This window comes from Asticcacaulis machinosus (assembly GCF_028550435.1).
GTDB lineage: Bacteria > Pseudomonadota > Alphaproteobacteria > Caulobacterales > Caulobacteraceae > Asticcacaulis > Asticcacaulis machinosus.
In genome coordinates this window covers 225,571-249,927 of sequence record NZ_JAQQKV010000003.1, presented here as the reverse complement: position 1 = coordinate 249,927, position 24,357 = coordinate 225,571, and the positions used below count along the sequence as shown (strand labels likewise).

The following is a 24,357-nucleotide window of genomic DNA, read 5'->3' as shown; positions in this document are numbered from 1 at the left end:
TCAAATAGTTTAGAAGCGGAAACGTGCACTCAACTGAATGGTTTTGGCCATCATACGAATGTTTTTCGCAAGTATCTTGTTTTCCCCCCAATAGCTGCGGTAGTCGTTTTCCAGCAGATTGGCGCCTTCAAGGCTAAGTGTCAGCCATTTGACCGGCGTATAGTTGACGGCGGCATCCAGTCGCGACGTAGGATCGGCATAAATAGAATATTCGGGGAACGCTGAATAAACCGATTCACGCCAGCCATCACGGTAGTTGTAAGCGACACGTGCACTAAATTGTGGCGTATCATAATACAACGTCGCATTATAAGTATACTTAGAAGTACCAACAGCAGTTGGCTCCACCGTTGCCCCATCCGCAGTAACAGGATAAGTTATCTCAAACTTATTCATGTAAGTAGCATTCAGGCTACCACCGAAGTTGCTCCACTTTCCAGGCAGGAAGTCAAAGAAACCCTGCGCTGTAAATTCAAGCCCTGAGAATTCGCCGTCGCTAGCATTGCGGTTCATGTAAAGTCGGCCACGTCCGGTCGGGTTTTCTGGGCGAACCAACTCTGGGTCTTCAACCCAAGAGTAATCATAGAACATAAAGCCCTTCGGCTTTTTCAGGAAGGCCCCTAACGAGAGCTGCCCTGCACGACCAAAATAATATTCCAGCGAAGCATCATAACTCGTTTGACGATAAGGCTTCAAATCCGGATTACCCGCCCAGATAACAGCATTGTTCAACTCAACGGTACGCCATGATGACGTTGCCATAAAGTCAGGACGCTGAACATTGTATGTGTAAGCCAAACGCAACTGAAGTTTCGGTGTGAAGTGCATGATTGCATTCAAGCTTGGTAGCGTATCAATGTAATCATTTTCACCATAGGCGTCTTTGACGACCCGGTTCCAGTCTTTATCAAAGTTGATTTGCTGACTTTTGATATAGCCTGATGTCTTGGTAACCCGCACACCAGCTACGCCATCAACAGGAATGCTTCCGAGATTAAAGGCGTAGAAAAGCTGGCCGAATATTGCCGTAGTTTCTTCCTTGGATTCCCAGACACCCCCAACTTCCCCTCCCGGACGCTCACTGGTCCAGGACACACCACCGCCGCCGATACCGGCATTGTTAGCGGGGTCTTGGAAGAAAGCCCGCACGTCGTCCATGTTAGCCATGATTTCAGAAGACGAAAGGCTTAGCCATGTCGGGCCATCAAAGCCTTTGACATCGGGCGTATGTGAAACAACAGAGCCCGCCGGGAATTGATCAAAGGTCCAACCACCTGTGTTCGCCCAGGCATCACGATAACCATAATTCCGACGCGTGTCCCGGTCAGAATATCTGGCCCCGACCTGAACGCGGCGCAGCAGTTTGTCATCAGAAATACGATAACTGATATCAGTCTCAGCGACGAGTTCGTTGCTCTTAAGGTTTTCCTGTCTATCTGTAAAATTAGTGATACGATAGATGCTGGCATCCGTCAGATCTACCCCTGGGAATGTTATCAGTGGCCCACGCCCAGAAACTGCCGAAGAATTGAAATCAATGTGGGCAGTATCAACACCATCTAGACGCATAACGGTCAGGACAGCATAGTCATTATACTCACTTTCGTTATAACTTAAAGCCGCATTAATATTTAGACGCTCACCACGCCAATGGGTCTCAAAGTTGGCACGGTAGTTATCTGTATCGGCCTCAATATAATCAGACTGCGGCCCACCTGTGAGACGCCCCCCCGGAGTTGATACAGTTAAAGATTCCACCATACGCCCATCAGACGTTAGAACCACATCTGAAACGTCGTTATTCCACTCACGCGCAATGACTTTCAGGTTGTTATAATTGCGCTCTTCCTCACTACCAAAGTATGACCCTTCGAGAACAAAATCAAGATTATCGTTAACTCGCCATTGCAGGGCGGCATTAACAGAAGGTCGACTATAACGCCCCTTTTCATAACCATAGAGCGTCGCATAAGGTGTTACGATATTCTTCATATCGGCAGGAAGCTTGTTGTAGGCTTCAGCAAAAAACAATCCTGGATCCCAAGTATCTATGTAATTTTCTTCATAATTGCTACGAGTATAAGATGCATTAACCAAGAAACCTAACTGACCTGCGTCCGTATCCCATCTATTAGCCACCAACAGGCTCGTATAAGGGCTATTATGATCCCCAATATTGGAATTCACGTTCCGGAAGCTACCGGCTACCGTCCAACCTCTATCCAAATCGAGCGGGCGGCGCAGATCAACGTTAACCGTACCAGCAATACCGCCTTCAACCTGATCGGCAGTGCGTGTTTTATAAACCTGAACCGACTTCAAAAGCTCGGCCGGAATGTCAGACAGATTTGCTGAACGTGATGCCCCGACCGAATTATTTTGACCATTTACAGTTGTTTGCACATCAGTCATGCCGCGAATAGCAATACCCGACCCCTCACCCCTCTGACGAGAAACCTGCACACCAGTCACACGCGACAAAGCCTCGATAACATTGTTATCCGGAAGCTTGCCAACATCTTCGGCGTCAATGGAGTCAACGATCTGTGCCGACCGGCGCTTACGGTTCACTGCCGACTGAAGGCTCTTGCGCAGACCCTTGACGACAACGGTTTCCAGTTCTTCGGCCTCAGCCGCAGTATCGGTGGTGGCTGTAACTTCTTGAGCAATCGCAGGCGCGCTGATAACCGCCGCGATCAAGCCACTGGCTGCCAGAACCCAGCGTCTGGCATTCTTATTCGAGTGCATCATTAATCTTCCCTTTAAGCGAATGTCGCCTGAGCTTAAAAGGCCATGAAAAATGGGGAACGTCAAAATATTTTATACGATATACCGGTGTTTTCGTGACAATTCTATTAACCGGACAAATAATGTTGCAGTTATGCAACGGCGTTTTCATCTATGATATGCCGCATCCAGGATAAACAACTTACTGTAATGGCGGTATATTTTAGCATTCCCGGCCCACAATAAAGGATACGATATACAAAATACGAAAATTCACGCGCAATCCACGCCTGAGCAACAGTATGGCGATTCTCCGGCAGATTTCGGTACAAACGCACCTATTTGTCTGCGTAAAGCCTTGCATATATCCGTATATTGTATACAACTTGACGCAATAATGGAGACCCACATGCCCTCATTTGCCCTCACGTCCCGCCGCCGTCTGCTGTGTGGCGCCGCCGGATTGACCGCCCTGACGGCCCTGCCCGCTATTGCGCAAACAGCCTCGAAATTACTGCCACAAAAGGCCAGGTCATTGCCGCTGTCGGACGTGCGGCTTTTGGCATCGGACTTCAAAACCGCCGTCGATGTCAATGAAAAGTACCTGCTGACGGTCAATGCCGACAGCCTGTTGCACAACTACCGAAAGGGGGCGGGCCTCCCCCCCAAGGCTGAGATATATGGCGGGTGGGAGCGCGACACCATCGCTGGCCACTCACTGGGGCACTATCTGTCAGCCGTCTCCTTAATGTACGCCTCAACCGGCAATGCCGAGTTCAAGACGCGTGCTATCTATATCATTGACGAACTGGCGCTGATTCAGGGGATGCAGGGCGACGGCTATGTGGCGGGCTTTACCCGTAAGCGCAAAGACGGCAGCGTCGTCGATGGTAAAGAGATTTTCCCGGAAATCATGGCGGGCGATATCCGCTCGGCCGGCTTTGATCTGAACGGCTGCTGGGTGCCGCTCTACAACTGGCATAAGCTGTACGGCGGCCTGTTCGATGCGCAAACCTTCTGCGGCATCAACAAAGGCATCTATGTCGCCGAAAAGCTGGGCGCCTATATCGATAAGGTGTTTGCCGCCCTGAACGATGAGCAGGTCCAGAAGGTTCTTGACTGTGAATTCGGCGGGCTGAACGACAGCTTTGCCGAACTTCATCGCCGCACCAACAATCCGCGCTGGCTGGCTCTGGCCAACCGCATGCACCATAAGCGCATCATCGACCCGCTGATGGCTGGTGAGGACAAGTTGGGCGGCAACCACGCCAACACCCAGGTGCCAAAACTGCTGGCCGAAGCCACGCTCTATGAAATCACCGGCAAGCCTGAGCATCATAAGGCGACCTCCTTCTTCTGGGAGCGAGTCACCAAGCACCATTCCTATGTCATCGGCGGCAATGCCGACCGCGAATATTTCTTCGCGCCGGACACCATCTCAAAGCACATTACCGAAGCGACATGTGAGCATTGCAACACCTACAATATGCTCAAGCTGACGCGCAGCCTCTATAGCTGGAACACCGATTCCGGCTATTTCGACTATTTCGAGCGCGCCCACTTCAACCACGTCCTGTCGCAGCAGAACCCCAAGACCGGCATGTTCAGCTATATGACGCCGCTGTTTACCGGCGCTGAGCGCGGCTTCTCCAGCCCGTTTGACAACTGGACCTGCTGCCACGGCACCGGCATGGAAAGCCACGCCAAACATGGCGAGTCGATCTTCTGGGAGGGAGGTGATGCCCTGTTCGTCAACCTCTATATCCCGTCGACGGCCAAGTGGGCTTCAAAGGGTGCTCAGATCACGCTCGATACCCGCTACCCCTATGACGGCGCGTCAAAGCTGACCGTCACCTCGATCCGCCGCCCGACCCGCTTCAAGCTGGCCCTGCGTGTGCCGGGCTGGGCGAAGTCGGCAGATGTTTCGGTCAATGGCAAGCCCGCCAAAGCCACCCGCGACGGCGGTTATCTGGTCATCGACCGGGTCTGGGCCGCCGGCGATTCGGCCACCCTCACCCTGCCGCTCGATCTGAGGTTTGAAGCCACCACCGACGATGCCAAGGTCGGCGCGATCCTGTACGGCCCGCTGGTTCTGGCCGGTGACTTAGGCCCCGTCGAGACCGAGTTTAAGGGCACCGAGCCCGCTTTAGTCGCCAACGACCTGATCTCGACTATCAAGCCGGTGGCCCTTGAGAAAGCCCACTTCCGCACCGAAGGCTCTGGCCGCCCGGGTGAGCTTAACCTCGTGCCGTTCTACAGTCAGTATGAGCGCCGCAGCGCCGTCTATTTCAAGAACTTCGACGAAGCCCAGTGGAAGGTCGAAGAAGCCGCGTTCCTGGCTGAGCAGGCCCGTCTGAAAGACCTCGCCGCCCGCTCAGTCGATGTCATGCACCTCGGCGAAATGCAGCCTGAGCGTGACCATAATCTCGAATCAGATGTGTCATGGCCGGGCAGTTACCGCGGCCGCTATGGCCGCGATGCCCGTCAGGGCGGCTTTATGCAGTTCACGATGAAGGTGCGCCCCGATGTGCCCCTGATCCTTCAGGCCAGCTACTGGGGCGATGATCGCCGCCAGTACGATATCCTGATCGACGGTGAAAAGCTGACGACGGTTACTCACGCCACCGCGCCGAAACCCGGTGAGTTCTTCGATGAACAATATCCCGTGCCGGAACGCTTCACCAAGGGCAAGTCGCAGGTGCTGATCCGCCTGCAACCCTCCGGCGGACGCTCGACCGGTATGGTCTTTGGTATGCTTTTGTTCACCGCCAAATAATTCAGCCCTCAGGACTCCGAACATGATCCGCGCCCTGCACCATAGTGCCTCAGCGATTGCGCTTTGCCTGTCACTGTCTGTTACCCTGTCGGCCTGTGGCGGCGGGGGCGGATCAGCCTCGGCCCAAACCCCGCCGGCCACACCGCCGCCGGTCACACCTCCGGTTGATGCCAGCGGCTGCGTGGTCGGTGACTATAAGGTCGTCTCCGGCACGCCGGACGAAGCCGCCGTGCGTTATGAAACGGCCCACTACGCCTTCCGCTGGAAGGGCGACACGGTCAAGATGGAAGACGCCGTCCGTGCCGGCCAGAAGCTTGAGGAAATCTGGCTTGCCTATATGGGGCCGATCAAGTTCCCGACGCCCTATTGCGATACCGCCGTTAAGGGCAAAGCCAATATCAATCTCGATACGACGTTTGCACTCTCAGGCGGGCCGACCGGCGACCGCGACATGGGCATGTGGATTCACCCCCTGTCACTTAAGGACAACTGGGGTCTGGCCCATGAGTTTGCCCACGGCCTGCAGGGCTCAACGCGGGGCCTGCGCGACTCGCCCTATGTCGGCTGGCTGTGGGAAAGTCACGCCAACTGGATCACCCATCAGTTGCCGGAGTTCCGTTCCAACGTCCATTGCTCAGAGATGCTGGTCAACTTCCCGCATCTTTACTACGGCTCGACCCGTGACCGGTACTGCAATTGGCAGTTCCTGGAGTATCTGAAGAACGAATATGGCTATGAGGCCGTCAATAATATCTGGACAGGCGCTATCGACACCGGCCAACCGGGTTACCTTGAGGAAGATGTCTTCGCCATCCTGATGCGTAATCAGAAATGGACGATTGATGAGCTTAACACTGTCTTTGGCAACTGGGCGCTGAGCAATGTCAACTGGGACTATATCAATCCCGACGGCAGCGATCAGGGTGCCGTCTACCGTCAGGCCTATGGTTCATATGATAATCGTGACGGCCAGCGTGCGTTGCGGGTAACGCAGCTTGATCCGATTGATCTGGCCAAGGGCCGTTTTGCCGTACCCGAACTGTGGGCGCCGCAACGCTGGGGCTACAACATCGTCAGACTTTATCCCGATGCGGGGGCAAAACGTGTCACCGTCACCTTCCGCGGCGTGATGCAGGATAAGGCGGCGTCCGCCTTGCCCGGCCTGAATAACGAACCGGCCAGCCTGCAAGAGGCCAATTCCGACTGGCGCTGGGGCGTAGTCGCCATTCGCGCGGACGGCACATCGCGCATCAGCCCTGCCGTCGATGGCGCGGACGGTGATATGGTCTTCCCGGTCAGGGCCGACGATAAGGCGCTCTATATGGTCGTGGTCGGCACGCCCAAGGTGCACCAAAAAATCCAGTGGGATCAGGCCTATTACTCGCTCTATCGCTATCCGTGGATGGTACAGCTTGAGGGGGCCAAACCCGAAGGCTTTCAGGCCGGTGCCCCCAATCCGACCGCCAGCGGTCATCGTCACGCCAATGGCGGCGGCTGGGTCGCTAATGCGGCCAGCGTCGCCTCAAGCGCCTATGTCGGCCCCTATGCCCGCGTTCTCGGCGGTAAGGTGTCAGGCTCAGCCCGCATCGAAGACCACGCCATCGTCACCGGCGGCGATATCTCCGGCAATGCCATCATCGGCGGCATGAGCATCATTTCCCGCAATGTGGTGGTTAAGGACAATGCCGTGGTGAAGACCACCTTCATGGGCATCGGTGAGTTTGAGCCCGGCACGGAGCTATCCGGCACGGCCCAGATCTATGGTGATGCCGAGGTGCGCGGCGGGCCGAAACTGTCCAAAGGGGTCTATACCGGCATGGTCGATCAGGCGTCGCAGTCCGATCCGAAACAGGGATCAGAGCTTACGGCTATCCCAGCCGGTGTGACGGCGAAACCTGCCTATGTGTGGCGTCCATGATCCGGCGCGGGTTTATCACCGCGGTAGCGGCTTTAGCGTTCCGGCCCTGCGTCTCGTGGGGGCAAGCTGCACCCGCCATGCCTGATGACAATACCAGGGTCATTCAGATCACGGACATCGCCAACCGCCGCACCAATCTGCGCGCTTTGGCCGACAAGTCAGGCTATAAGGGCGAAACGCCGGCCAGCTTTGCCTTTGTGGTGCCTGCCAAGACTAATATCTTAGGCGCGCAGGGCGGCGGTCACGGCATCGACACCGGTGAATGGCCCAAAGACGCCCACCTGTGGCTGATCGTTGACGGCAATGTCTACGGCGGCGGCGGAGACGGCGGCAATGGCGGCGATATTCCGGGGGCCTCTGATGGCGGACGCGGGGGCGATGCCGTTTATGCCCGCGCGCCGATCCACATCATTGTCACCGGCAAAGGTTCCGTCAAAGCCGGAGGTGGCGGCGGCGCAGGCGCCAATGGTGGCGGCATTGGCGGTTCCGGCGGCGGCGGCGGTTTCCCGAATGGTCGCGAAGGGGCCGCAGGTTCAGCCTCAAACCCCAGCGATCAGTATAATCAGGTCGGCAACAAAGGCCGCATCGGCACCATAGCCGGTGGCGGCGCGGGCGGCACCAAAGGCAATCCGGGCGGAGACGGCGGCAATGCCGGCATGGCCGGACAGTCCCTAAGCCGTTCCGGCGGTGGCGCAGGCAATGCCGTCCGCAAAAACGGCCACACCGTCAAGGTCGTCAACTACGGCCAGATCATCGGCGAGAGTTATTAAGCGACTTCGCAGCCCCATCCGTCGTAGTCACCTCTACAGTGCTCAACCAAGGGCAGGAGTTCATCGATGATATCATTGATATCCTGCGGAGCCGCTTTTTTATAAAAATCTACGAATACAGAACTCTCATCGGGCTCATGATTGCCACTTTCAATCGAGTAGCCTTTAGCGACGACCTCTTTTTCAAAGGCTTTTGCATCATTGATACAGTCAAAATAAACGCGATGATCAAGGTTGCGGGGCACAGCCAGATCATCCCCATGATCCTTCAGAGACTCCAGCACACGACGGTCCATTATATTCCGAAGACTTCTGGCATCAGGGTACATGAAACCAAGGTAGACCGACCAGTCTTTATCTTCTTTGAAACCCAGTTCGTATTCGTACTCAGGTGAGCGTAACATCGCCTTGTTTGCGGCTTTTTCAAAAGCCGCAAAATCCTTAGCGTAGAATACAAAATCACGCCGTCCAGCAGTCGTGACGCGGCCCACGTACACGGCCTTATTACCAATCTCTTTTTCGAGGCTGTCTTCAATTATATTGAGTGTCTGATACTCATCATTGCTCGACAAGCCGTCCTCTCTGGGCATCTTCATGAACACTCTGACGTAGCACATCAAAGGCACGCCTTTGACAGGCGCTCTGTCCTTTTGCCCTAAATCCAGAAATATAGACGCAGGCGCACTATCGACCTGACAGAGATAAAAGTCCCAATCGTCTGTTTTATGTATTGTATCGGCCTTATTTAAAAACCAAGACATGCCCACTCCTTGTATTCAGGCACGACTATATCCCGCCCTTTGCCGCATTCAATGAATATCATCCAGGTGCAGGGGCCGCGCCCCCGCCTGCCCCCTTCCCTTCCTTTGTGGCCCATGCTATCGCGGCGCGTATGAGCACTGATTTGTCCCTGATCCGTAACTTTTCCATCGTGGCCCACATCGACCACGGGAAATCGACCCTGTCCGATCGTTTGATCCAGTTCACCGGCGGCCTGACCGCGCGGGAAATGAAGGAGCAGGTGCTCGACAATATGGAGATCGAGCGCGAACGCGGCATTACCATTAAGGCCCAGACCGTGCGTCTGAACTATAAAGCTAAAGACGGCAAGACCTATATCCTCAACCTGATGGACACGCCGGGCCACGTCGACTTTGCCTACGAAGTGTCGCGTTCTCTGGCCGCCTGCGAAGGCTCGATTCTGGTGGTCGATGCGTCGCAAGGCGTTGAGGCGCAGACTTTGGCCAACGTCTATCAGGCGATTGATAACAACCACGAAATCGTGCCCGTGCTGAACAAGGTCGATCTGCCGGCCGCCGAGCCTGAGCGCATCCGCGCCCAGATCGAAGACGTGATTGGCATCGACGCCAGTGAAGCCGTGCTGTGTTCGGCCAAGTCCGGCATCGGGATCGAAGACGTGCTGGAGGCTATCTGCGCCAAGCTGCCGCCGCCCAAGGGCGATGTGACCGCCCCGCTTAAGGCCTTGCTGGTTGATGCCTGGTACGATGCTTACCTGGGCGTTATCGTTCTGGTGCGGGTATTTGACGGCGTGATGAAGCCCGGTCAGCAGGTTAAGCTGATGAACGCGGGTGCGACCTACAAGATCGACAAGCTGGGTGTGTTCCAGCCCAAGGCGACCGATGTTGAGGCGCTTGGCCCCGGCGAAATCGGCTTTTTCACCGCCCAGATCAAGGAAGTGTCCGACGCCGCGGTCGGTGATACCATCACCGATGAGAAGAAGCCCACCGCTCAGGCCATGACCGGCTTTAAAGAAGTCCAGCCGGTGGTGTTCTGCGGCATCTTCCCGGTCGATGCGGCTGATTTTGAGGATCTGCGCGCGGCGATGGGCCGTTTGCGCCTCAATGACGCCAGTTTCTCCTATGAGATGGAAACCTCAGCCGCGCTGGGGTTCGGGTTCCGCTGCGGGTTTTTGGGCCTGCTGCACCTTGAAATCATTCAGGAACGTCTGTCGCGTGAGTTCAATCTTGATCTGATCGCAACGGCCCCGTCCGTCGTCTATAAGATCTATATGAACAACGCAGATGTGATTGATCTGCACAACCCCGCCGACATGCCGGACGTGGTCAAGATCGACCATATCGAGGAGCCGTGGATCAAGGCGACCATCTTCACACCTGATGATTATCTGGGCGCGGTCATCAAGCTGTGTCAGGATCGCCGCGGCATTCAGCTTGATCTGTCCTACGTCGGCACCCGCGCCATGATCGTCTATAACCTGCCGCTCAATGAAGTGGTGTTCGACTTCTATGACCGCCTGAAGTCGATCTCCAAGGGCTATGCGTCGTTCGACTATACGATTGAGGAATACCGCGAAGGTGACCTCGTGAAAATGTCGATCCTTGTAAATGCCGAGCCGGTCGATGCGCTGTCGATGCTGGTCCACAAAGACCGCGCCGAAATGCGTGGCCGCGGCATGTGCGAAAAGATGAAAGACCTGATCCCGCAGCACCTGTTCGTGATTCCGATTCAGGCGGCCATCGGCGGGCGCATCATCGCGCGCGAAACCGTGCGGGCCCTTCGCAAGGATGTGACCGCCAAGTGCTACGGCGGCGACGCCACCCGTAAGAAAAAGCTTCTGGAAAAGCAGAAGGAAGGCAAGAAGAAGATGCGGCAGTTCGGCAAGGTCGAAATCCCGCAGGAAGCCTTCATCGCCGCGCTTAAGATGGATAATGACTGATCGGGAACGGCGGCCTTTCTTACATGAGTGGTGAAAATCCGACAAACCTTGTTGCCGAATTTGAGGCCGCATATATTTTTCCACTTGCTCAATACGCATGGCAAAGCGAACGAGGTCGTTCCTGCTGGATCGACCTCGAAATTTGGCAAGACGCCTTAGCAGGGCCAATTTACAACATCATAAAAGATGGCAACTGCGCATATGTTTACACTCGTAATGATGATTACTTCGCGGGCGTAAATGATGCTACGACATTGTATGACAAATTGCAGCAATGGCACGGCAAGCTGGATGCGGGTCTGGATAGTTTTATCCCGACTACCCATGCCGAAGAGATTGACCTTACAGCTATGCGGCAGTTCGCAAGTAAAATGTGGGCTGTGGCAGAAAAAGCGATTGAAATAGAGCGGCGTCGATAATCGCCCTCCCCTCATAAGAACTCCCCCCTGCGCTCAAGCAGAGAAGCGGTAGCGCGCTAAGATATGTAGGGGGAGCTTCTGTTTAAGCGCGCTTAAACAGAAGAGGGGGTTAAACCGTGCGAAGATTAACCCCACCTCCGGCCCTTTGGGCCTCCTCCTCCCCTCCATGAGGGGAGGTTCTAAGAAATCAGTCCAAAACCGGCCCCCGTTCGTAGAAAGCGTAAGTTTTCACAACCGGAGCAAAAACCATGCCCATTCGCGTTCCTTCATTGGCGGCCGCCCTCATTGCTGCCGCCAGCACGCTGGCCCTGTCGGCCTGTGCGTCACTGGATATGGCCACGAACTCTCAGCCGGAACCGGAGTTCGTTCTGGAGGACTATTTCGCCGGCAAGACTTTGGCCTACGGGACGTTTGAGGATCGCTCATCCAAGGTCATGCGCACCTTTTCGGTCGTAACATATGGCTCCAAAACCAATAGCGGCTTTACGCTGGATGAGCAGTTTTTGTGGAGCGACGGTGAGCGTCAGCGCCGCACCTGGACGTTCACCAAACTCAGCGAAGGGCTTTATGAGGGCCGCGCGGGCGATGTCGAAGGCGTGGCTAAGATCACCAATCGCGGCAATGCCATTCGCATTCAGTATGACCTGAACGTGCCCTATAAGGGCAAGACGATCAAGCTCAGGTTCGATGACTGGTCGCATCTGGTGGCTGACGGGGTCGCCATCAACCGCGCCGACGTGTCGAAATTCGGCATCCATGTCGGCCGCGCGACGTTAAGCTTTATCAAGCCCGATGCGGAACGTCCGGTCGCTGATGAACTTGAGAAATCGTTCACGCAGTAGCGATGCCGTTTTAATTGACGAGACTTGCTTGATGCTCATAAATTGCCCCTATTAACGGGGGCAATAATGAAACAACTCTCCAATCTCGTGGCCTGCGCTGTGGCCTTGGTGATGCTGGCATCAAACGCTTTTGCATCGTCGTTTGAAATTACGCCTGAAGACAGCAAGGCTATTGCAAAGATCAATGATGAATTGATTGTCCCGGGCAGTCGAAAGAACATCGAAGCTTTGGAGGCTCTGGAAACCGATCCGGCCAAAAGTTGCCCACTCTCAAAGGAAGCCTTGCAGCTCTTCAGGGATGCTCGCACGCAGATTGCAGAGATCAGTGATCGGCTAGTAAAAGAGGGAAAACCCACGGCAATGATTATCGGTTTATCCGATCAAACCGCATATGCACTTTCAAAAATTGAAGCGCAAACATGGCTTCTCTGTACAAAAAATCAAAATTTAAAACTCAATCGAGAAGCATTTGAACTACTCGTCGAGCTTGAATCATATGCTGCTGAGTTTTCTGAGATTAGCGGGAAATTATCTAAGGAGTACTCGTCTCAAAACACAACCGAGTATTGTCTTACTGCCAAAAAAGCGCTTTTGATTTACGATAAAGTAATTCGTTCGATGAAACAGAATCGTGACTTGGCCATAAAGAATGGCCAACCCGTAAGCCAAATCGATGAACAACTGGCTAAAGGCGAAGAGTGGAAAGCCGGAATGGCGACCACCTTAACGAACTGCCCTGCCGACTAATTTCATCTGCATACAAGAGAAATTCGGGCTTAAGCGCAAACCCGCTTAAGCCCGTCCATCTAAATCCACCCAAAATGTATTGATGCGCCGCATCAAACTTTTGGGTGAGCCTAGCTTGCGTCCTTAACCATGCCTTCAAGGCCGCAGTCGCGGACTTTACGATACAGCGTCGAGCGACCAATACCCAAGCGGCGGGCGACTTCGGACATGTGGCCAGCATAGACACCGATGGCATGTTCGATCAGATCGCGCTCGATCTCTTCCAGCTTACGCAGGTGGCCTTTGTCGTCCAGAATACGCACCGGCGCGTCCTGATGCAGTTCGCTAAAGGCGGCCTGATGTTCGGCAATGACCTGCGGGATAGTGGGCACCGCCTCCGCCACCGGCGCATAAGACGCGGGCGCGGGCATAGGCGCGCTTTGGCCACTGATGGCCGGGAAATCAAAGGCTTGCAGATGCGGTGTATCCGACAGCACAATGGCGCGGTAGATGGTGTTTTCCAACTGACGGACATTGCCGGGCCAGTCATAGCTGGTCAGCATATGCAGGGCCTCAGGCGACACACCGGTGACGCGCTTGCCTTCTTCGATATTGAAGCGGCGGATAAAATGCTCAACCAGCGCCGGAATATCTTCGCGGCGTTCACGCAAGGACGGTGCATCGACCGGAAAGACGTTCAGACGGTAAAACAGGTCTTCGCGGAACGCGCCGGCCTTGACCTGATCCTGTAAATTACGGTTGGTGGCGGAAATGATGCGGACATCGACCTTGACCGGGCGCTTGGAGCCGACAGGATCAATCTCGCCTTCCTGAAGCGCGCGCAGCAGCTTGACCTGCATATCGAGCGGCAGTTCGCCGATTTCATCAAGGAACAAGGTCCCGCCGTTAGCTTCCTGAAACTTACCCAGATGCTTATCCGACGCGCCGGTGAACGAGCCCTTTTCGTGGCCGAACAGGATCGATTCCACCAGATTTTCCGGCAAGGCGCCGCAGTTAACGGCCACGAACGGCTTACCTGCCCGCTCCGATGAGCCCTGAATGGCGCGCGCGATCAGTTCCTTCCCCACCCCGCTTTCGCCCAGGATCAGCACGGGGATATTGGACTTGGCCGCCCGTTCCCCTAAACGACGGACCATCAGCATGGCCTGAGATGTGCCGACCAGATCATCAAACGAGGTGCGACCGGTCGTGTGCTTCTTGAGGCGCTGCACTTCGGCGACCATATCGCCCATTTGCAGGGCGTTGCGGACGCTGACGACGATGCGCTCAGGCGACGCCGGTTTGATGAAGAAGTCCTGCGCGCCGGCCTGCATGGCCTTAACGACCGTGTCGATCCCGCCCGATGCGGTCAGCACCACTACCGGCGTTTTGATACCCGCGGCGCGAATGTCTTTTAAGGTGTCGATGCCGGATTGTCCCGGCATGACCAGATCCAGAATAACCGCATCAATGGTTTGACCGCCCGACAGGCGATCATAGGCCTGCGCACCGTTTTCGGCATGTACTACCCCAAAACCTTCGCGCTCCAGTACGGCCTGAATCAGGCGACGCTGCGTCGGATCGTCATCGGCGATCAGTATCGTCTTAGCCATGTAAACACCCATCTCATCTGATTTTCGGTGGCGGACATTTCCGCTAAACCGGATTATTTTGAGACAGGTTTACCCGCATCAGGTGAAAATCACGTCAAGACATGTGGTTAATGTATCGTTTCAGTACGGTTTTTACGCCTAAAAATATCATCGTTATCTGATTTTGGCATCAAATACAGATAGATCTCGATTTTTCACCGCCAGTGTGGTTGAACCCGAACCATGACCAAACATGCCCCCCTGCCCGTCGATCTTGAAACGCAATTGCCCGTCTGGGATCTGTCCGATCTCTATAGCGGCCCGGAGGATCCGGCTATCACCGCCGACCTTGAGACGGCGCAAGGGTTGATCAAAGATCTTGCCAAGCTGAACGGTGCGTTTCTGGCGGGGCGGCACGATGCGGAGCGTTTGGGGGCCCTGATTGATCAGGCCGCCACCCTCAATGAGCGGGCGATGGACGCCTTAAGCGGTGCTATGGCCTATGCGACTCTGGCCTCCACGATCAACCGCGACGATGCACGTATCTCAAAGCTTGATGCTGATCTGCGCGCCAAGGTCGCCATGATGTCGACCGACACTTTGTTTCTCAATCTGGAACTCAATAAGCTTGAGGATTGGGAAATCGAGCAGGCGCTGAAATCCAGCCGCGCGGCCAAATGGCGACCGTGGCTGCGCCGTATCCGCGCCGGTCGCCCCCATGAGTTATCGCCAGAGCTTGAAAAGCTGATGCTGGAGCGGATGCCCGCCACCGCCCAATGGACGCGCCTGTTTGATGAGACCCTGGCCCGTCTGCGCGCCAAGGTCGGTAAAGAAACCCTGACCCTGAATGAGGCCCTGTCGCGTCTGGCGGCACCGCAAAGTTCGGTGCGCAAGGCCGCCGCCAATGCCTTAAGTGCCGCCTTAAAAGACCATGCGCCGACCCTCGCGCTGGCGCTCAACACACTTGCGTTCGAAAAGCAGATCGATGACCGCTGGCGCAAATATCCCACACCCGCCGCGTCCCGCCATCTGGCCAACGAAGTTGATGCCGATGCGGTCAATGCGATGGCCGAGGCGGTCAGCGAATCCTACGCCGCCCTGTCGCATCGTTACTATGCCCTGAAAGCGAAACTGATGGGCAAGAAGCAGCTTGATTTCTGGGACCGCAACGCGCCGATCACCAGCGATGTCCAGAAAAAATATAGCTGGGACGAGGCTAAATCGATCGTCCTGAAAAGCTTCGCCCAGATGGGTGGTGATTTCGAAGCCCGCGCCCGCGTGTTCTTTGAAAATCCGTGGATTGATGCCGCACCGCGTGCCGGGAAATCGTCGGGTGCCTATGCCCATCCGGTGTCATCTTCGCACCACCCTTACGTTATGCTCAACTTCACCGGCGACCGGCGCGAAGTTCTGACCCTGGCCCACGAACTGGGCCATGCGGTGCATCAAACGCTCGCCGCACCGCTGGGGTCGACACTGGCCGACACGCCGCTGACCTTGGCCGAAACCGCCTCGATCTTTGCTGAAGGTCTGGTGTTTGAGCATCTGGTGGCGGGGGCGACCCCCGATGAGAAAAAGGCCCTGCTGGCCGGTAAGATCGAAGATGGCCTCAACTCGGTCATCCGCCAGATCGCCTTTCACCGCTTTGAGGAAAAATTCCATGCCGCCCGCAAAGACGGCGAAGTCAGCGTCGATCAGTTAAACGCCCTGTGGCTTGAGATCATGGGCGAGTCTCTGGGGCCTGCGATCAAGCTTAATGACGGCTATGAATACTGGTGGGCCTATATCAGCCACTTCGTCCATGTGCCGTTCTATGTCTATGCCTATAGCTTCGGGGATTTGCTGGTCTCCTCCCTGATGGAAAAGCGCCGTCAGGATCCGGCGGGGTTCACGCCGCTTTACGCGCAATTGCTGGCCGCCGGGGGCACCAAAACCTATATCGAGGCCCTGGCGCCATTCGGTCTTAACCCGCGTGAAAAAGCGTTCTGGAAGTTGGGCTGTCAGCGCTTGGAGAGCCTGATTGATCAGTTTGAAGCCCTGAATTGACGATTAGAACCGGCGACCTGTTGACCGGATCGTCAGGCTTTTGTAATAGCCTTTAAGAATCTAGATTTTATCAGGAGCCGCGTCATGGCCGGATCTCACGACTCTCACAACGACTCTCACAATGACTACGTCAAGGGTGAGATGGATATCCACGATCAGCAGAATTCATATAACCTGTTCATGGGCATGACCAAGTGGGGATCGCTCGGTACCGCCGCGTTTGTTCTGTTCATCACCGTCATGTTCGCCGTTAAGGGCGCGGGTTTTATTCCGGCGGCAATTTCCACCGGTGCACTTTTGGTCATCGGCTGGTTCATGCTGAAGACCAAGCCTGACGCCAAGCACTAAATTATCACACAGCTTATCTATGTGCGCCCTGACTTTTGGCTAAGTCAGGGCGTTTTCGTGTGCGCCGCACAATAATACCTTAATTGTCAGACCAATACACAAAAATGACACCGGTGTCTCAGATTTGATAAACACGCTTTGACAGAGTGACTATTTCCCCATAATGACGCAATACTTGTACGCAGAGACATATTTGGTTTCAATTGAGAGTATTTACCCGCCGTGAATACTTTAGCTGTCGCCAGATAAGCAAAAAAGGGATCAGACGTGGCCATTACCATCGCCATACCTAAGGAAACGCGAAGCGGAGAAACGCGCGTCGCCGCTACCCCCGATACCGTGAAAAAATGGACGGCCGCAGGGATTACCGTTCGGATTGAAAGCGGCGCGGGTCTGGGGGCCGCCATTACCGATCAGGCCTTTATCGACGCGGGCGCTCAGATCGCCAAATCGGCCGTCGATGCCATTGCCGCCGCCGATATTGTATTGAAGGTGCGCGGGCCGGAGGCGGCTGAGATTGCCGCCCTCAAATCCGGTGCGCAGGTCATCGCCCTGCTCGATGCCTATCGCGAGAAAGACACCCTGACCGCGCTGGCTAAAGCGGGTGCTGCGGCCTATGCGATGGAGTTTGTGCCGCGTATCACCCGCGCTCAGGTCATGGACGCCCTGTCGTCTCAGGCTAATCTCGCCGGCTACCGTGCGGTCATCGATGCCGCCGCCATCTACGGCAAGGCCTTTCCGATGATGATGACGGCGGCGGGCACCGTTGCTCCGGCCAAGACCTTCATCATGGGCGTGGGCGTTGCGGGTCTGCAAGCCATCGCCACCGCACGTCGTTTAGGTGCAGTCGTGTCCGCCACCGATGTCCGCCCCGCCACCAAGGAACAGGTCGAATCTCTGGGGGCCAAGTTTACCGCCGTTGAAGACGAAGAGTTCAAAAACGCCCAGACCGCAGGCGGCTACGCTAAGGAAATGTCGGCGGAGTATAAGGCCAAGCAGGCCGCCCTCGTCACAGCCCATATCGCCAAGCAGGACATTGTGATTACCACCGCCCTGATCCCCGGTCGGGCCGCGCCCATTCTGGTGACCAAAGAGCAGGTCGCCTCAATGAAGCCGGGCTCGGTGATCATTGACCTGGCGGCCCCTCAGGGCGGCAATGTCGAAGGCTGTGTGCCGGATCAGATCGTCGATGTGAACGGCGTCAAAATCTATGGCCCGACCAATATCGTCACCGCCATCGCCTCGGATGCTTCGGCGCTGTACGCCAAGAACCTTCAGGCGTTTGTGGGGCTACTGATCACCAAGGACGGCGCATTGGCACCGGATTTCGAGGACGAAATCCTCAAAGCCGCGCTGATCACCAAAGACGGTGCGATCGTGCACCCCAATTTACAATCTTAACAGGGGGAGACACATGGAACATATCAATCCCACCGTCTTCTATTTCGCTATTTTCGTGCTGGCGGTCTTTGTCGGCTATTACGTGGTCTGGTCGGTAACACCGGCCCTGCACACGCCGCTGATGGCCGTCACCAATGCCATTTCTTCGGTCATTATTGTGGGGGCATTGCTGGCCGCCGCCGCGTCTGCCACCGGTTCAGGCGCATGGATCTCCAAGGGCTCTGGTGCCATCGCCTCAGCCTTTGCCGCCGTCAATATCTTCGGCGGCTTCATGGTCACGCGCCGGATGCTGGCTATGTATAAGAAGAAAGAGAAAAAAGCCGAAGGGGGGAAACACTAATGACCTTTTCTGACATTTCCGCCCTCGCCTACTTAGTGTCCGGCGTTCTGTTCATCCTCGCCCTGCGCGGGCTGTCATCGCCGGAAACCAGTCGTAAGGGCAACCTCTACGGCATGATCGGCATGGCCATTGCGGTCGGCGTCACCCTGATCGGCCTGTTTATCGGCGGCCAGCTTGATCCGGTCACCATTGGCCTGATCCTTGGCGGCATCGCCATCGGCGGCTTTGCCGGCGCCACCATCGCCAAAAAGGTCTCCATGACCTCGATGCCGCAGCTTGTGGCCGCGTTCCATAGCCTTGTCGGCATGGCCGCCTGTCTGGTCGCCGTCGGCGCGCTATATGCCCCCGAAGCGTTCCATATTTCGGACGGTTTAGGCGGCATTAAGGTGCAGTCGATCATCGAACTGTCACTCGGCGTGGCCATCGGGGCCATCACCTTTACCGGCTCGGTCATCGCCTTTGCCAAGCTGAACGGCAATATGTCAGGCGCACCGATCATCCTGCCCGCCCGTCACCTGCTTAACATCGCGCTTGGGGTCGGCATTGTAGTGCTTATCGGCGTGCTGATTTCGACATCGGGTCAGGCGACTTGGGCGTTCTGGGCGATCTTTGCGTTGGCGCTGATCCTTGGGATTACCCTGATCATCCCGATCGGCGGGGCCGACATGCCGGTCGTGGTGTCGATGCTCAACTCCTATTCCGGTTGGGCCGCCGCCGCATTAGGGTTTACGCTGGAAAACATCGCCCTGATCATCACCGGCGCTCTGGTGGGGTCCTCCGGCGCGATCCTCAGCTACATCATGTGTAAGGCCATGAACCGGTCGTTTATCTCGGTCATCCTGGGGGGCTTCGGCGCCACGGCAGATGCCGCGGCGGGCGGCAAGGTCGAAACCCGTCCGGTCAAGCAGGGCTCGGCTGACGACGCTGCCTTCATCATGAAGAACGCCTCAAAGGTCATCATCGTCCCCGGCTATGGCATGGCGGTCGCTCAGGCCCAGCACACTTTGCGCGAAATGGCCGACAAACTCAAAGAAGAAGGGGTCGAGGTCAAATACGCCATCCACCCGGTCGCCGGCCGTATGCCCGGCCACATGAACGTGCTGCTGGCCGAAGCCAACGTGCCCTATGATGAGGTGTTCGAGCTTGAAGACATCAATTCGGAGTTCGCCACCGCCGACGTCGCCTTCGTCATCGGGGCCAATGACGTGACCAATCCGGCGGCCAAGACCGACCCGACCTCGGCCATCTTCGGTATGCCGATCCTTGATGTCGAAAAGGCTGGCACCGTCCTGTTCGTCAAGCGCGGCATGTCCTCAGGCTATGCGGGCGTGGAGAACGAACTGTTCTTCCGCGACAACACCATGATGCTGTTTGCTGATGCGAAGAAGATGGTTGAGGGGATTGTCAAAGCTTTGTAGCGCTTCGCATCAGCGGGGATGCTGTTTGCCGACGCGAAGAAGATGGTTGAGGGGATTGTCAAAGCTTTGTAGCGCTTCGCATCAGCGGGGATGCTGTTTGCCGACGCGAAGAAAATGGTCGAAGGCATCGTGAAGGCGCTGTAGCAGGAACAGAGTCCCTGCGAACCGGAACTGAGAGCAGACCGAAAGGTCTGCTCTTTTTATTTCACACTGTCCGCGCTATCCTCACCCGCACGGGAGGGGCGTATGACGAAATCCACACGGTTACTCACTTTCGGCGCGACGCTGGTCGCCGCATTGGCCTTAAGCGCCTGCATGGCCCATCAACCCGCAGGCACACCGGGCGCTCCGGCCTTCTGGATGGGGCTGTGGCACGGCCTGATCGCCCCGATCAGCTTTGTCATCAGCCTGTTTAACGATGACATCCGCATGTACGCCGTCCCCAATGTCGGGCGCTGGTACGATTTCGGGTTTTTGCTCGGGCTGTCCATTTGGGGCGGCGGAGCAGCCGCCTCAAAGGACTGATCATGGCCGAACCCAAAACCCAACCCACCGATGCCGATCCGGCAGCTTTTGTCGCCAGCATTCCCGACCCGAAAAAACGCGCCGACGCTGAGGCCCTGCTCACCCTGTTTTCCGAAGTGACCGGCGAAGCACCGGTCATGTGGGGGACATCTATCATAGGCTTTGGCCGCTACACCGATACCAAAAACCCGAAAAAGCCTGCCGACTGGCCACTGACAGGTTTTTCGCCACGATCCGCCAATCTGACGCTCTACATCATGCCGGGCTTTGCCGAGCGCCCCGACCTTATGGACGGCTTAGGCAAATGTAAGACCAGCGTATCGTGCCTTTACATCAAATCCTTGAAGGATGTGGATACCGACCGGCTGCGGACCTTGATCCGCTGGGGTTATGAAGCGATGAAAGACAAAAATAGCTGATTTTAGGGGTTCATCTTCCATTCAGCCCAACTATGGTCATATGACGCCTGTAAAGACGAACCATGGAAACGATGATGCACACGAAAACCGCCACCCGACCCCAGACTTCATTTCTGGCCGCCGCCATGTTTGGTCTGACGGCTCTGGGTGTCGCCTTTTCGCCGGTCATCGCAGACGCAGCCCCCGTCGGTCAGATTGAGACCAAGGAAGTCGCCGCCTCGCGCCTGTTTCCGCTGCTCAAAGGCTTTCTGAGCCAACCCGCCTCGGCCCGCGACCAGATTCAACTGGCCTATGTGGTGCGCATCAAGCATGTGCCGGTAAGTTCGCTCGATTTCAAGCTTAAGGACGGTGCCAACGTCACCAAGCTGACCCTTGGCCCCGACAACCGCATCACGCCGCTGCCGACACTGGCGCAGCTAAATCGCAATGCGGTTGTGGTGGCGACCGGCCCAAACAATGTCTCTCTGGCCATGAAGCTGAAGGTCTATTCGACGCAAGCCCCTGCCCGCACCCTGTCGGCCGCCGACATGACCAAGGCCGTCAATCAAACCCAGACCGTCGGCAAAAAGGCCGCCGGTCCCGCCGCCCTGCTGATTACCCTGCCGGATCGGGTGTTCTTTGCGGGCGCCGGTAAGGGCACAGTTACCCTGTCTAACGGTCAGGTGAAAACATTACCCATGACGACCAAAGGCGAATACCCGGCGGGTACGCCCTATTTCTACCCGTCAGATCATCCGGGCGCCGTGACGCTGAATTTTGAGCGTGTGCCTCAGCGCATCGAAATCGATAATCTTAAGTAGGTTTTACGCCACTTCCTGACGGGCGGCGGCGCGGCGCTGGGCGCGGACATACTGCTGATGCAGGACGAGGTAGCCCAGCCAGGCGCCGACAAAGGCTGACACGGCCACCAGCGGCACGCTGATCAGATTGAACCACATCGGATGGGGCGTAGTGATCATGATGATCAGATCACCGGCGAACAGCAATATACCGACGATCCAGCCGGGATATTGCCCCGTCTTGGCGACCCGAACCGCTACATAGGCCCCAAACAAGGCCCCAACTGCCCACGATACCAGCGTGATGACAAAGGCCGCCGATGGGATAGTGCTCATCAGCTCCAGCCGCTCTTCGGGGGTGACCATGTCCAGCAGCGGTGGCGGCGGAAACAGATAATCGCCCACTTCCTTGAAAATGGTCTGAAGCACCATACCCAAAAGCAGACCGAGCAAAACAGCCAGCGTACTCACCAGAGCGCGACGGGTCTTTTCCTCATCCCACTCCAGCAGCCAGCGCCGCATCACATTGCTAAAACTTGTCTGTGCCATACGCCAATCACCCCCACGAACCGTTTCACTGCGCCTGTTTTAGACGCGCCCTATTTTGGGCACATTCATGTATCGGCAAGATGTCAGGGCTTTAGGTTGAGGTCAATTGTTTGTTTACCACATGGGGAAGTTGATCCGGGGCAGCGTGAGTCCACCGCCCGACGAGGGACTTAAAACAAGCCGCCACCCGCGGCGCGGCCAAGGTGGCGGAGCCACCGCCCGGCGAGGGACTTAAACAAGCCGCCATTGCGGCGCGGCCAAGGTAGCGGAAGCTACCGCCCGGCGAGGGACTTAATCAGTGATGCGGCAATGGCCGCGGGCGCCCGCCGGAATCAATGGCCACAAATGTAAAGACCGCTTCGGTCACCTTAATGCGCTCATCGCCGTCGCGGGAGCGGCGATAGGCCTCGACCTCGAACTTCATCGACGTGCGGCCGGTGGAAATCAGACGGGCATAGACCGTCACCTCATCCCCGACATGCACCGGCGTCAGAAACACGATCCGGTCAACCGCCACGGTGGCGCACCGGCCGCGCGCGCGACGCCCCGCGACATTGCCCGCCGCCAGGTCCATCTGCGACATCAGCCAGCCGCCGAAAATATCGCCAGCCGGATTGGTATCGGACGGCATGGCGATCGAGCGGATGGCCAGTTCGAACTCACCGGGCTCAGGAATGGAATCAGGGGCGTCGTTGGACATTTCAGGCTCACATCAAAGAAAAAGCGTTGCGACCCAAATGATCACAACGCTTTTATCTCTGCAATAGACAGTGTGTATTAGGCGCGGGCGCGGGTCGGGGTCGGTGCGCCACCTTCGCGCTGAATGCGCTTGCGGGCCAGCTTACGGGCGCGACGCACGGCTTCAGCCTGCTGACGGGCGCGCTTTTCGGAGGGCTTCTCATAGTGTACGTGACGCTTCATTTCGCGGAAGGAACCTTCGCGCTGCATCTTCTTCTTGAGGGCTTTCAGGGCCTGATCGACGTTGTTGTCACGGACAAAAATCTGAACCAGAGGAATCTCTCCATTCTTGCTTGATGCCGAAGGGCTTAACCCCTGATCGGCGACCGGTTACGACCGGCCCCTCTGAATGAAGCGATTGCAACCTAGGTCAATGAAAAATTTGAAAACCCGCAAACACCGGTCTGCGGGCACGTAGGGGAGTGCTCATACATCAACATACTTAAGGAGTCTAGCAGGTACGGCATAAGAAAAACGCATTGTGCGCGAAATTTGCCATAATGCCGCACCTATTCACCAATCCCTTGGCGCGACGGGGGTTTGGGGGTATCTTTGGGGCCATGACGACCTCCCCCCTCAAAGCCCTCGAAGCTGACCTGGCCGCCGCCACCGCGAAATTGATGCCGGATCTGGGCCTCAATTCTTTAAGTTTGCGCCGCGCCGCCGCCTATATCGGCCTCAGTACGGCTGAAACCGACCTGATCTGCCCCAATGGCCCGCGCGATATCGCCGCCGTCCTGTGGCGCGGCCATGATGCCGCGTGGCTGACTGTGGTTCAGGCGACCGACATGAGCATGATGAAAGTGCGCGAGAAAATTTCGTTCCTTCTGACCGCGCGGCTGGATCAGGCCGTGGCTGAGGAATCGGTCACTCATCGCCTGTTTGGCTATCTGATGCTGCCGCAGCATCTGGGGCTGTTGAAGTCGCTGGTGTGGGATAGTGCCGACCTCATCTGGCGCAAGGCCGGAGATCAGGCGCTGGATGAAAACCACTACTCCAAGCGGCTGATCGTATCAGGGATTCTGTCTACGGCCCTGATGACCCGTCTGGCGCAGGGCAAGGCCGCCCAGGATGATCAGATCGCCCGTAATATCGACGCGGTCATGGCCTATGAAAAATTCAAAGCCAAATCGAACTTCCACCCCGAACAGACTTTGCTGGATCTGGCCGGAAAACTCGGCGCCCTGCGGTTCGGTAAGGCGAAGACAGACGCCGCTTAAGAACTCCCCCTCTTGGAGGGGGAGCTGAATTTTGAGGTTGCACCTCGAAATTCAGAGGGGGTAAATTCGGTGCTCCAAAGATTTTATGCGGGAAAGTGTTTACCCC

Annotated in this window: 22 protein-coding genes; 16 read left to right on the top strand and 6 right to left on the bottom strand. The window is 56.3% G+C overall.

Annotated elements, in window-relative coordinates:
- Window positions 1-9 precede the first annotated feature (9 nt).
- A complete protein-coding gene (locus PQU98_RS14725; protein WP_272745717.1) occupies window positions 10-2,751 on the bottom strand; it encodes a TonB-dependent receptor in 2,742 nt (913 codons plus the stop codon).
- A 385-nt stretch (window positions 2,752-3,136) separates the two neighbouring features.
- Between PQU98_RS14725 and PQU98_RS14720 the strand changes: the two genes are divergently transcribed.
- From PQU98_RS14720 to PQU98_RS14710, 3 genes are read left to right on the top strand one after another with little or no spacing between them, the layout of a single operon-like run.
- Window positions 3,137-5,503, top strand: coding sequence for a glycoside hydrolase family 127 protein (locus PQU98_RS14720; RefSeq protein WP_272745716.1), 2,367 nt, complete (start codon window positions 3,137-3,139; stop codon window positions 5,501-5,503).
- 22 nt (window positions 5,504-5,525) lie between these two features.
- Window positions 5,526-7,421, top strand: coding sequence for an Svx/AvrXca family virulence/avirulence protein (locus PQU98_RS14715; protein ID WP_272745715.1), 1,896 nt, complete (start codon window positions 5,526-5,528; stop codon window positions 7,419-7,421).
- A complete protein-coding gene (locus PQU98_RS14710; protein ID WP_272745714.1) occupies window positions 7,418-8,191 on the top strand; it encodes a hypothetical protein in 774 nt (257 codons plus the stop codon). Before PQU98_RS14715 ends, PQU98_RS14710 begins: the two co-directional genes overlap by 4 nt.
- Here the strand turns inward: PQU98_RS14710 and PQU98_RS14705 are convergent.
- Window positions 8,188-8,952 carry a DUF695 domain-containing protein gene (locus PQU98_RS14705; RefSeq protein ID WP_272745713.1) on the bottom strand — a complete coding sequence of 255 codons (765 nt, stop codon included), beginning with the start codon at window positions 8,950-8,952 and terminating at the stop codon, window positions 8,188-8,190. The two genes, PQU98_RS14710 and PQU98_RS14705, sit on opposite strands and share 4 nt — an antisense overlap.
- A 131-nt stretch (window positions 8,953-9,083) precedes the next feature.
- Here PQU98_RS14705 and lepA point away from each other — a divergent pair, with 131 nt between their 5' ends.
- From lepA to PQU98_RS14685, 4 genes are all read left to right on the top strand, one after another.
- Window positions 9,084-10,889, top strand: a complete 1,806-nt coding sequence (gene lepA, locus PQU98_RS14700; RefSeq protein WP_272745712.1) for a translation elongation factor 4 — start codon at window positions 9,084-9,086, stop codon at window positions 10,887-10,889.
- Between the two features lie 23 nt (window positions 10,890-10,912).
- Complete coding sequence (locus PQU98_RS14695; RefSeq protein WP_272745711.1) at window positions 10,913-11,308, top strand: hypothetical protein; 396 nt, start codon at window positions 10,913-10,915, stop codon at window positions 11,306-11,308.
- Window positions 11,309-11,556: 248 nt separating this feature from the next.
- Window positions 11,557-12,150: a DUF3833 domain-containing protein gene (locus tag PQU98_RS14690; RefSeq protein WP_272745710.1), complete on the top strand. Its 594-nt coding sequence runs from the start codon at window positions 11,557-11,559 to the stop codon at window positions 12,148-12,150.
- 66 nt (window positions 12,151-12,216) lie between these two features.
- Window positions 12,217-12,897 (top strand): hypothetical protein, encoded by a 681-nt coding sequence (locus PQU98_RS14685; RefSeq protein WP_272745709.1) that lies wholly within the window; start codon window positions 12,217-12,219, stop codon window positions 12,895-12,897.
- A 110-nt stretch (window positions 12,898-13,007) separates the two neighbouring features.
- Here PQU98_RS14685 and PQU98_RS14680 read toward each other — a convergent pair whose 3' ends face one another.
- Window positions 13,008-14,489: a sigma-54-dependent transcriptional regulator gene (locus PQU98_RS14680; RefSeq protein WP_272745708.1), complete on the bottom strand. Its 1,482-nt coding sequence runs from the start codon at window positions 14,487-14,489 to the stop codon at window positions 13,008-13,010.
- 222 nt (window positions 14,490-14,711) lie between these two features.
- On the opposite strand from PQU98_RS14680, the gene PQU98_RS14675 reads away from it, so the two are divergent.
- The 8 genes from PQU98_RS14675 to PQU98_RS14640 all read left to right on the top strand — a co-directional run bounded on the left by PQU98_RS14675 (window position 14,712) and on the right by PQU98_RS14640 (window position 21,765).
- The gene (locus tag PQU98_RS14675; protein WP_272745707.1) at window positions 14,712-16,514 is read left to right on the top strand and encodes a M3 family oligoendopeptidase; all 1,803 of its coding nucleotides are present in this window, start codon (window positions 14,712-14,714) and stop codon (window positions 16,512-16,514) included.
- A gap of 84 nt (window positions 16,515-16,598) precedes the next feature.
- The gene (locus tag PQU98_RS14670) at window positions 16,599-16,862 is read left to right on the top strand and encodes an aa3-type cytochrome c oxidase subunit IV (RefSeq protein ID WP_272745706.1); all 264 of its coding nucleotides are present in this window, start codon (window positions 16,599-16,601) and stop codon (window positions 16,860-16,862) included.
- Window positions 16,863-17,129: 267 nt separating this feature from the next.
- Complete coding sequence (locus PQU98_RS14665; protein ID WP_272745705.1) at window positions 17,130-18,263, top strand: Re/Si-specific NAD(P)(+) transhydrogenase subunit alpha; 1,134 nt, start codon at window positions 17,130-17,132, stop codon at window positions 18,261-18,263.
- 13 nt (window positions 18,264-18,276) lie between these two features.
- Window positions 18,277-18,603: a proton-translocating transhydrogenase family protein gene (locus PQU98_RS14660; RefSeq protein ID WP_272745704.1), complete on the top strand. Its 327-nt coding sequence runs from the start codon at window positions 18,277-18,279 to the stop codon at window positions 18,601-18,603.
- Window positions 18,603-20,021 carry an NAD(P)(+) transhydrogenase (Re/Si-specific) subunit beta gene (locus tag PQU98_RS14655; protein WP_272745703.1) on the top strand — a complete coding sequence of 473 codons (1,419 nt, stop codon included), beginning with the start codon at window positions 18,603-18,605 and terminating at the stop codon, window positions 20,019-20,021. Before PQU98_RS14660 ends, PQU98_RS14655 begins: the two co-directional genes overlap by 1 nt.
- Window positions 20,022-20,267: 246 nt before the next feature.
- Entirely contained in the window at window positions 20,268-20,546 is a 279-nt protein-coding gene (locus tag PQU98_RS14650; RefSeq protein ID WP_272745702.1) for a hypothetical protein, read from the top strand.
- A gap of 2 nt (window positions 20,547-20,548) precedes the next feature.
- Window positions 20,549-20,965: a DUF1801 domain-containing protein gene (locus PQU98_RS14645; RefSeq protein ID WP_272745701.1), complete on the top strand. Its 417-nt coding sequence runs from the start codon at window positions 20,549-20,551 to the stop codon at window positions 20,963-20,965.
- Between the two features lie 62 nt (window positions 20,966-21,027).
- A complete protein-coding gene (locus tag PQU98_RS14640; RefSeq protein ID WP_272745700.1) occupies window positions 21,028-21,765 on the top strand; it encodes a hypothetical protein in 738 nt (245 codons plus the stop codon).
- Window positions 21,766-21,768: 3 nt separating this feature from the next.
- On the opposite strand, the gene PQU98_RS14635 is transcribed toward PQU98_RS14640, so the two are convergent.
- The 3 genes from PQU98_RS14635 to rpsU form a co-directional block, all read right to left on the bottom strand.
- On the bottom strand, window positions 21,769-22,293 hold the full coding sequence (locus tag PQU98_RS14635) for a hypothetical protein (protein ID WP_272745699.1): 525 nt from the start codon (window positions 22,291-22,293) through the stop codon (window positions 21,769-21,771).
- Between the two features lie 295 nt (window positions 22,294-22,588).
- Complete coding sequence (locus PQU98_RS14630; RefSeq protein WP_272745698.1) at window positions 22,589-22,993, bottom strand: acyl-CoA thioesterase; 405 nt, start codon at window positions 22,991-22,993, stop codon at window positions 22,589-22,591.
- Between the two features lie 77 nt (window positions 22,994-23,070).
- The gene (gene rpsU / locus PQU98_RS14625) at window positions 23,071-23,310 is read right to left on the bottom strand and encodes a 30S ribosomal protein S21 (RefSeq protein WP_272745822.1); all 240 of its coding nucleotides are present in this window, start codon (window positions 23,308-23,310) and stop codon (window positions 23,071-23,073) included.
- Between the two features lie 281 nt (window positions 23,311-23,591).
- Here rpsU and PQU98_RS14620 point away from each other — a divergent pair, with 281 nt between their 5' ends.
- The gene (locus tag PQU98_RS14620) at window positions 23,592-24,251 is read left to right on the top strand and encodes a COQ9 family protein (RefSeq protein WP_272745697.1); all 660 of its coding nucleotides are present in this window, start codon (window positions 23,592-23,594) and stop codon (window positions 24,249-24,251) included.
- Window positions 24,252-24,357 lie beyond the last annotated feature (106 nt).

Coding starts and splice junctions, on each gene's coding strand:
- PQU98_RS14725 (WP_272745717.1), bottom strand. CDS start 2,751: ATGATGCACTCGAATAAGAATGCCAGACGCTGGGTTCTGGCAGCCAGT.
- PQU98_RS14720 (WP_272745716.1), top strand. CDS start 3,137: ATGCCCTCATTTGCCCTCACGTCCCGCCGCCGTCTGCTGTGTGGCGCC.
- PQU98_RS14715 (WP_272745715.1), top strand. CDS start 5,526: ATGATCCGCGCCCTGCACCATAGTGCCTCAGCGATTGCGCTTTGCCTG.
- PQU98_RS14710 (WP_272745714.1), top strand. CDS start 7,418: ATGATCCGGCGCGGGTTTATCACCGCGGTAGCGGCTTTAGCGTTCCGG.
- PQU98_RS14705 (WP_272745713.1), bottom strand. CDS start 8,952: ATGTCTTGGTTTTTAAATAAGGCCGATACAATACATAAAACAGACGAT.
- lepA (WP_272745712.1), top strand. CDS start 9,084: ATGAGCACTGATTTGTCCCTGATCCGTAACTTTTCCATCGTGGCCCAC.
- PQU98_RS14695 (WP_272745711.1), top strand. CDS start 10,913: ATGAGTGGTGAAAATCCGACAAACCTTGTTGCCGAATTTGAGGCCGCA.
- PQU98_RS14690 (WP_272745710.1), top strand. CDS start 11,557: ATGCCCATTCGCGTTCCTTCATTGGCGGCCGCCCTCATTGCTGCCGCC.
- PQU98_RS14685 (WP_272745709.1), top strand. CDS start 12,217: ATGAAACAACTCTCCAATCTCGTGGCCTGCGCTGTGGCCTTGGTGATG.
- PQU98_RS14680 (WP_272745708.1), bottom strand. CDS start 14,489: ATGGCTAAGACGATACTGATCGCCGATGACGATCCGACGCAGCGTCGC.
- PQU98_RS14675 (WP_272745707.1), top strand. CDS start 14,712: ATGACCAAACATGCCCCCCTGCCCGTCGATCTTGAAACGCAATTGCCC.
- PQU98_RS14670 (WP_272745706.1), top strand. CDS start 16,599: ATGGCCGGATCTCACGACTCTCACAACGACTCTCACAATGACTACGTC.
- PQU98_RS14660 (WP_272745704.1), top strand. CDS start 18,277: ATGGAACATATCAATCCCACCGTCTTCTATTTCGCTATTTTCGTGCTG.
- PQU98_RS14655 (WP_272745703.1), top strand. CDS start 18,603: ATGACCTTTTCTGACATTTCCGCCCTCGCCTACTTAGTGTCCGGCGTT.
- PQU98_RS14650 (WP_272745702.1), top strand. CDS start 20,268: ATGACGAAATCCACACGGTTACTCACTTTCGGCGCGACGCTGGTCGCC.
- PQU98_RS14645 (WP_272745701.1), top strand. CDS start 20,549: ATGGCCGAACCCAAAACCCAACCCACCGATGCCGATCCGGCAGCTTTT.
- PQU98_RS14640 (WP_272745700.1), top strand. CDS start 21,028: ATGGAAACGATGATGCACACGAAAACCGCCACCCGACCCCAGACTTCA.
- PQU98_RS14635 (WP_272745699.1), bottom strand. CDS start 22,293: ATGGCACAGACAAGTTTTAGCAATGTGATGCGGCGCTGGCTGCTGGAG.
- PQU98_RS14630 (WP_272745698.1), bottom strand. CDS start 22,993: ATGTCCAACGACGCCCCTGATTCCATTCCTGAGCCCGGTGAGTTCGAA.
- PQU98_RS14620 (WP_272745697.1), top strand. CDS start 23,592: ATGACGACCTCCCCCCTCAAAGCCCTCGAAGCTGACCTGGCCGCCGCC.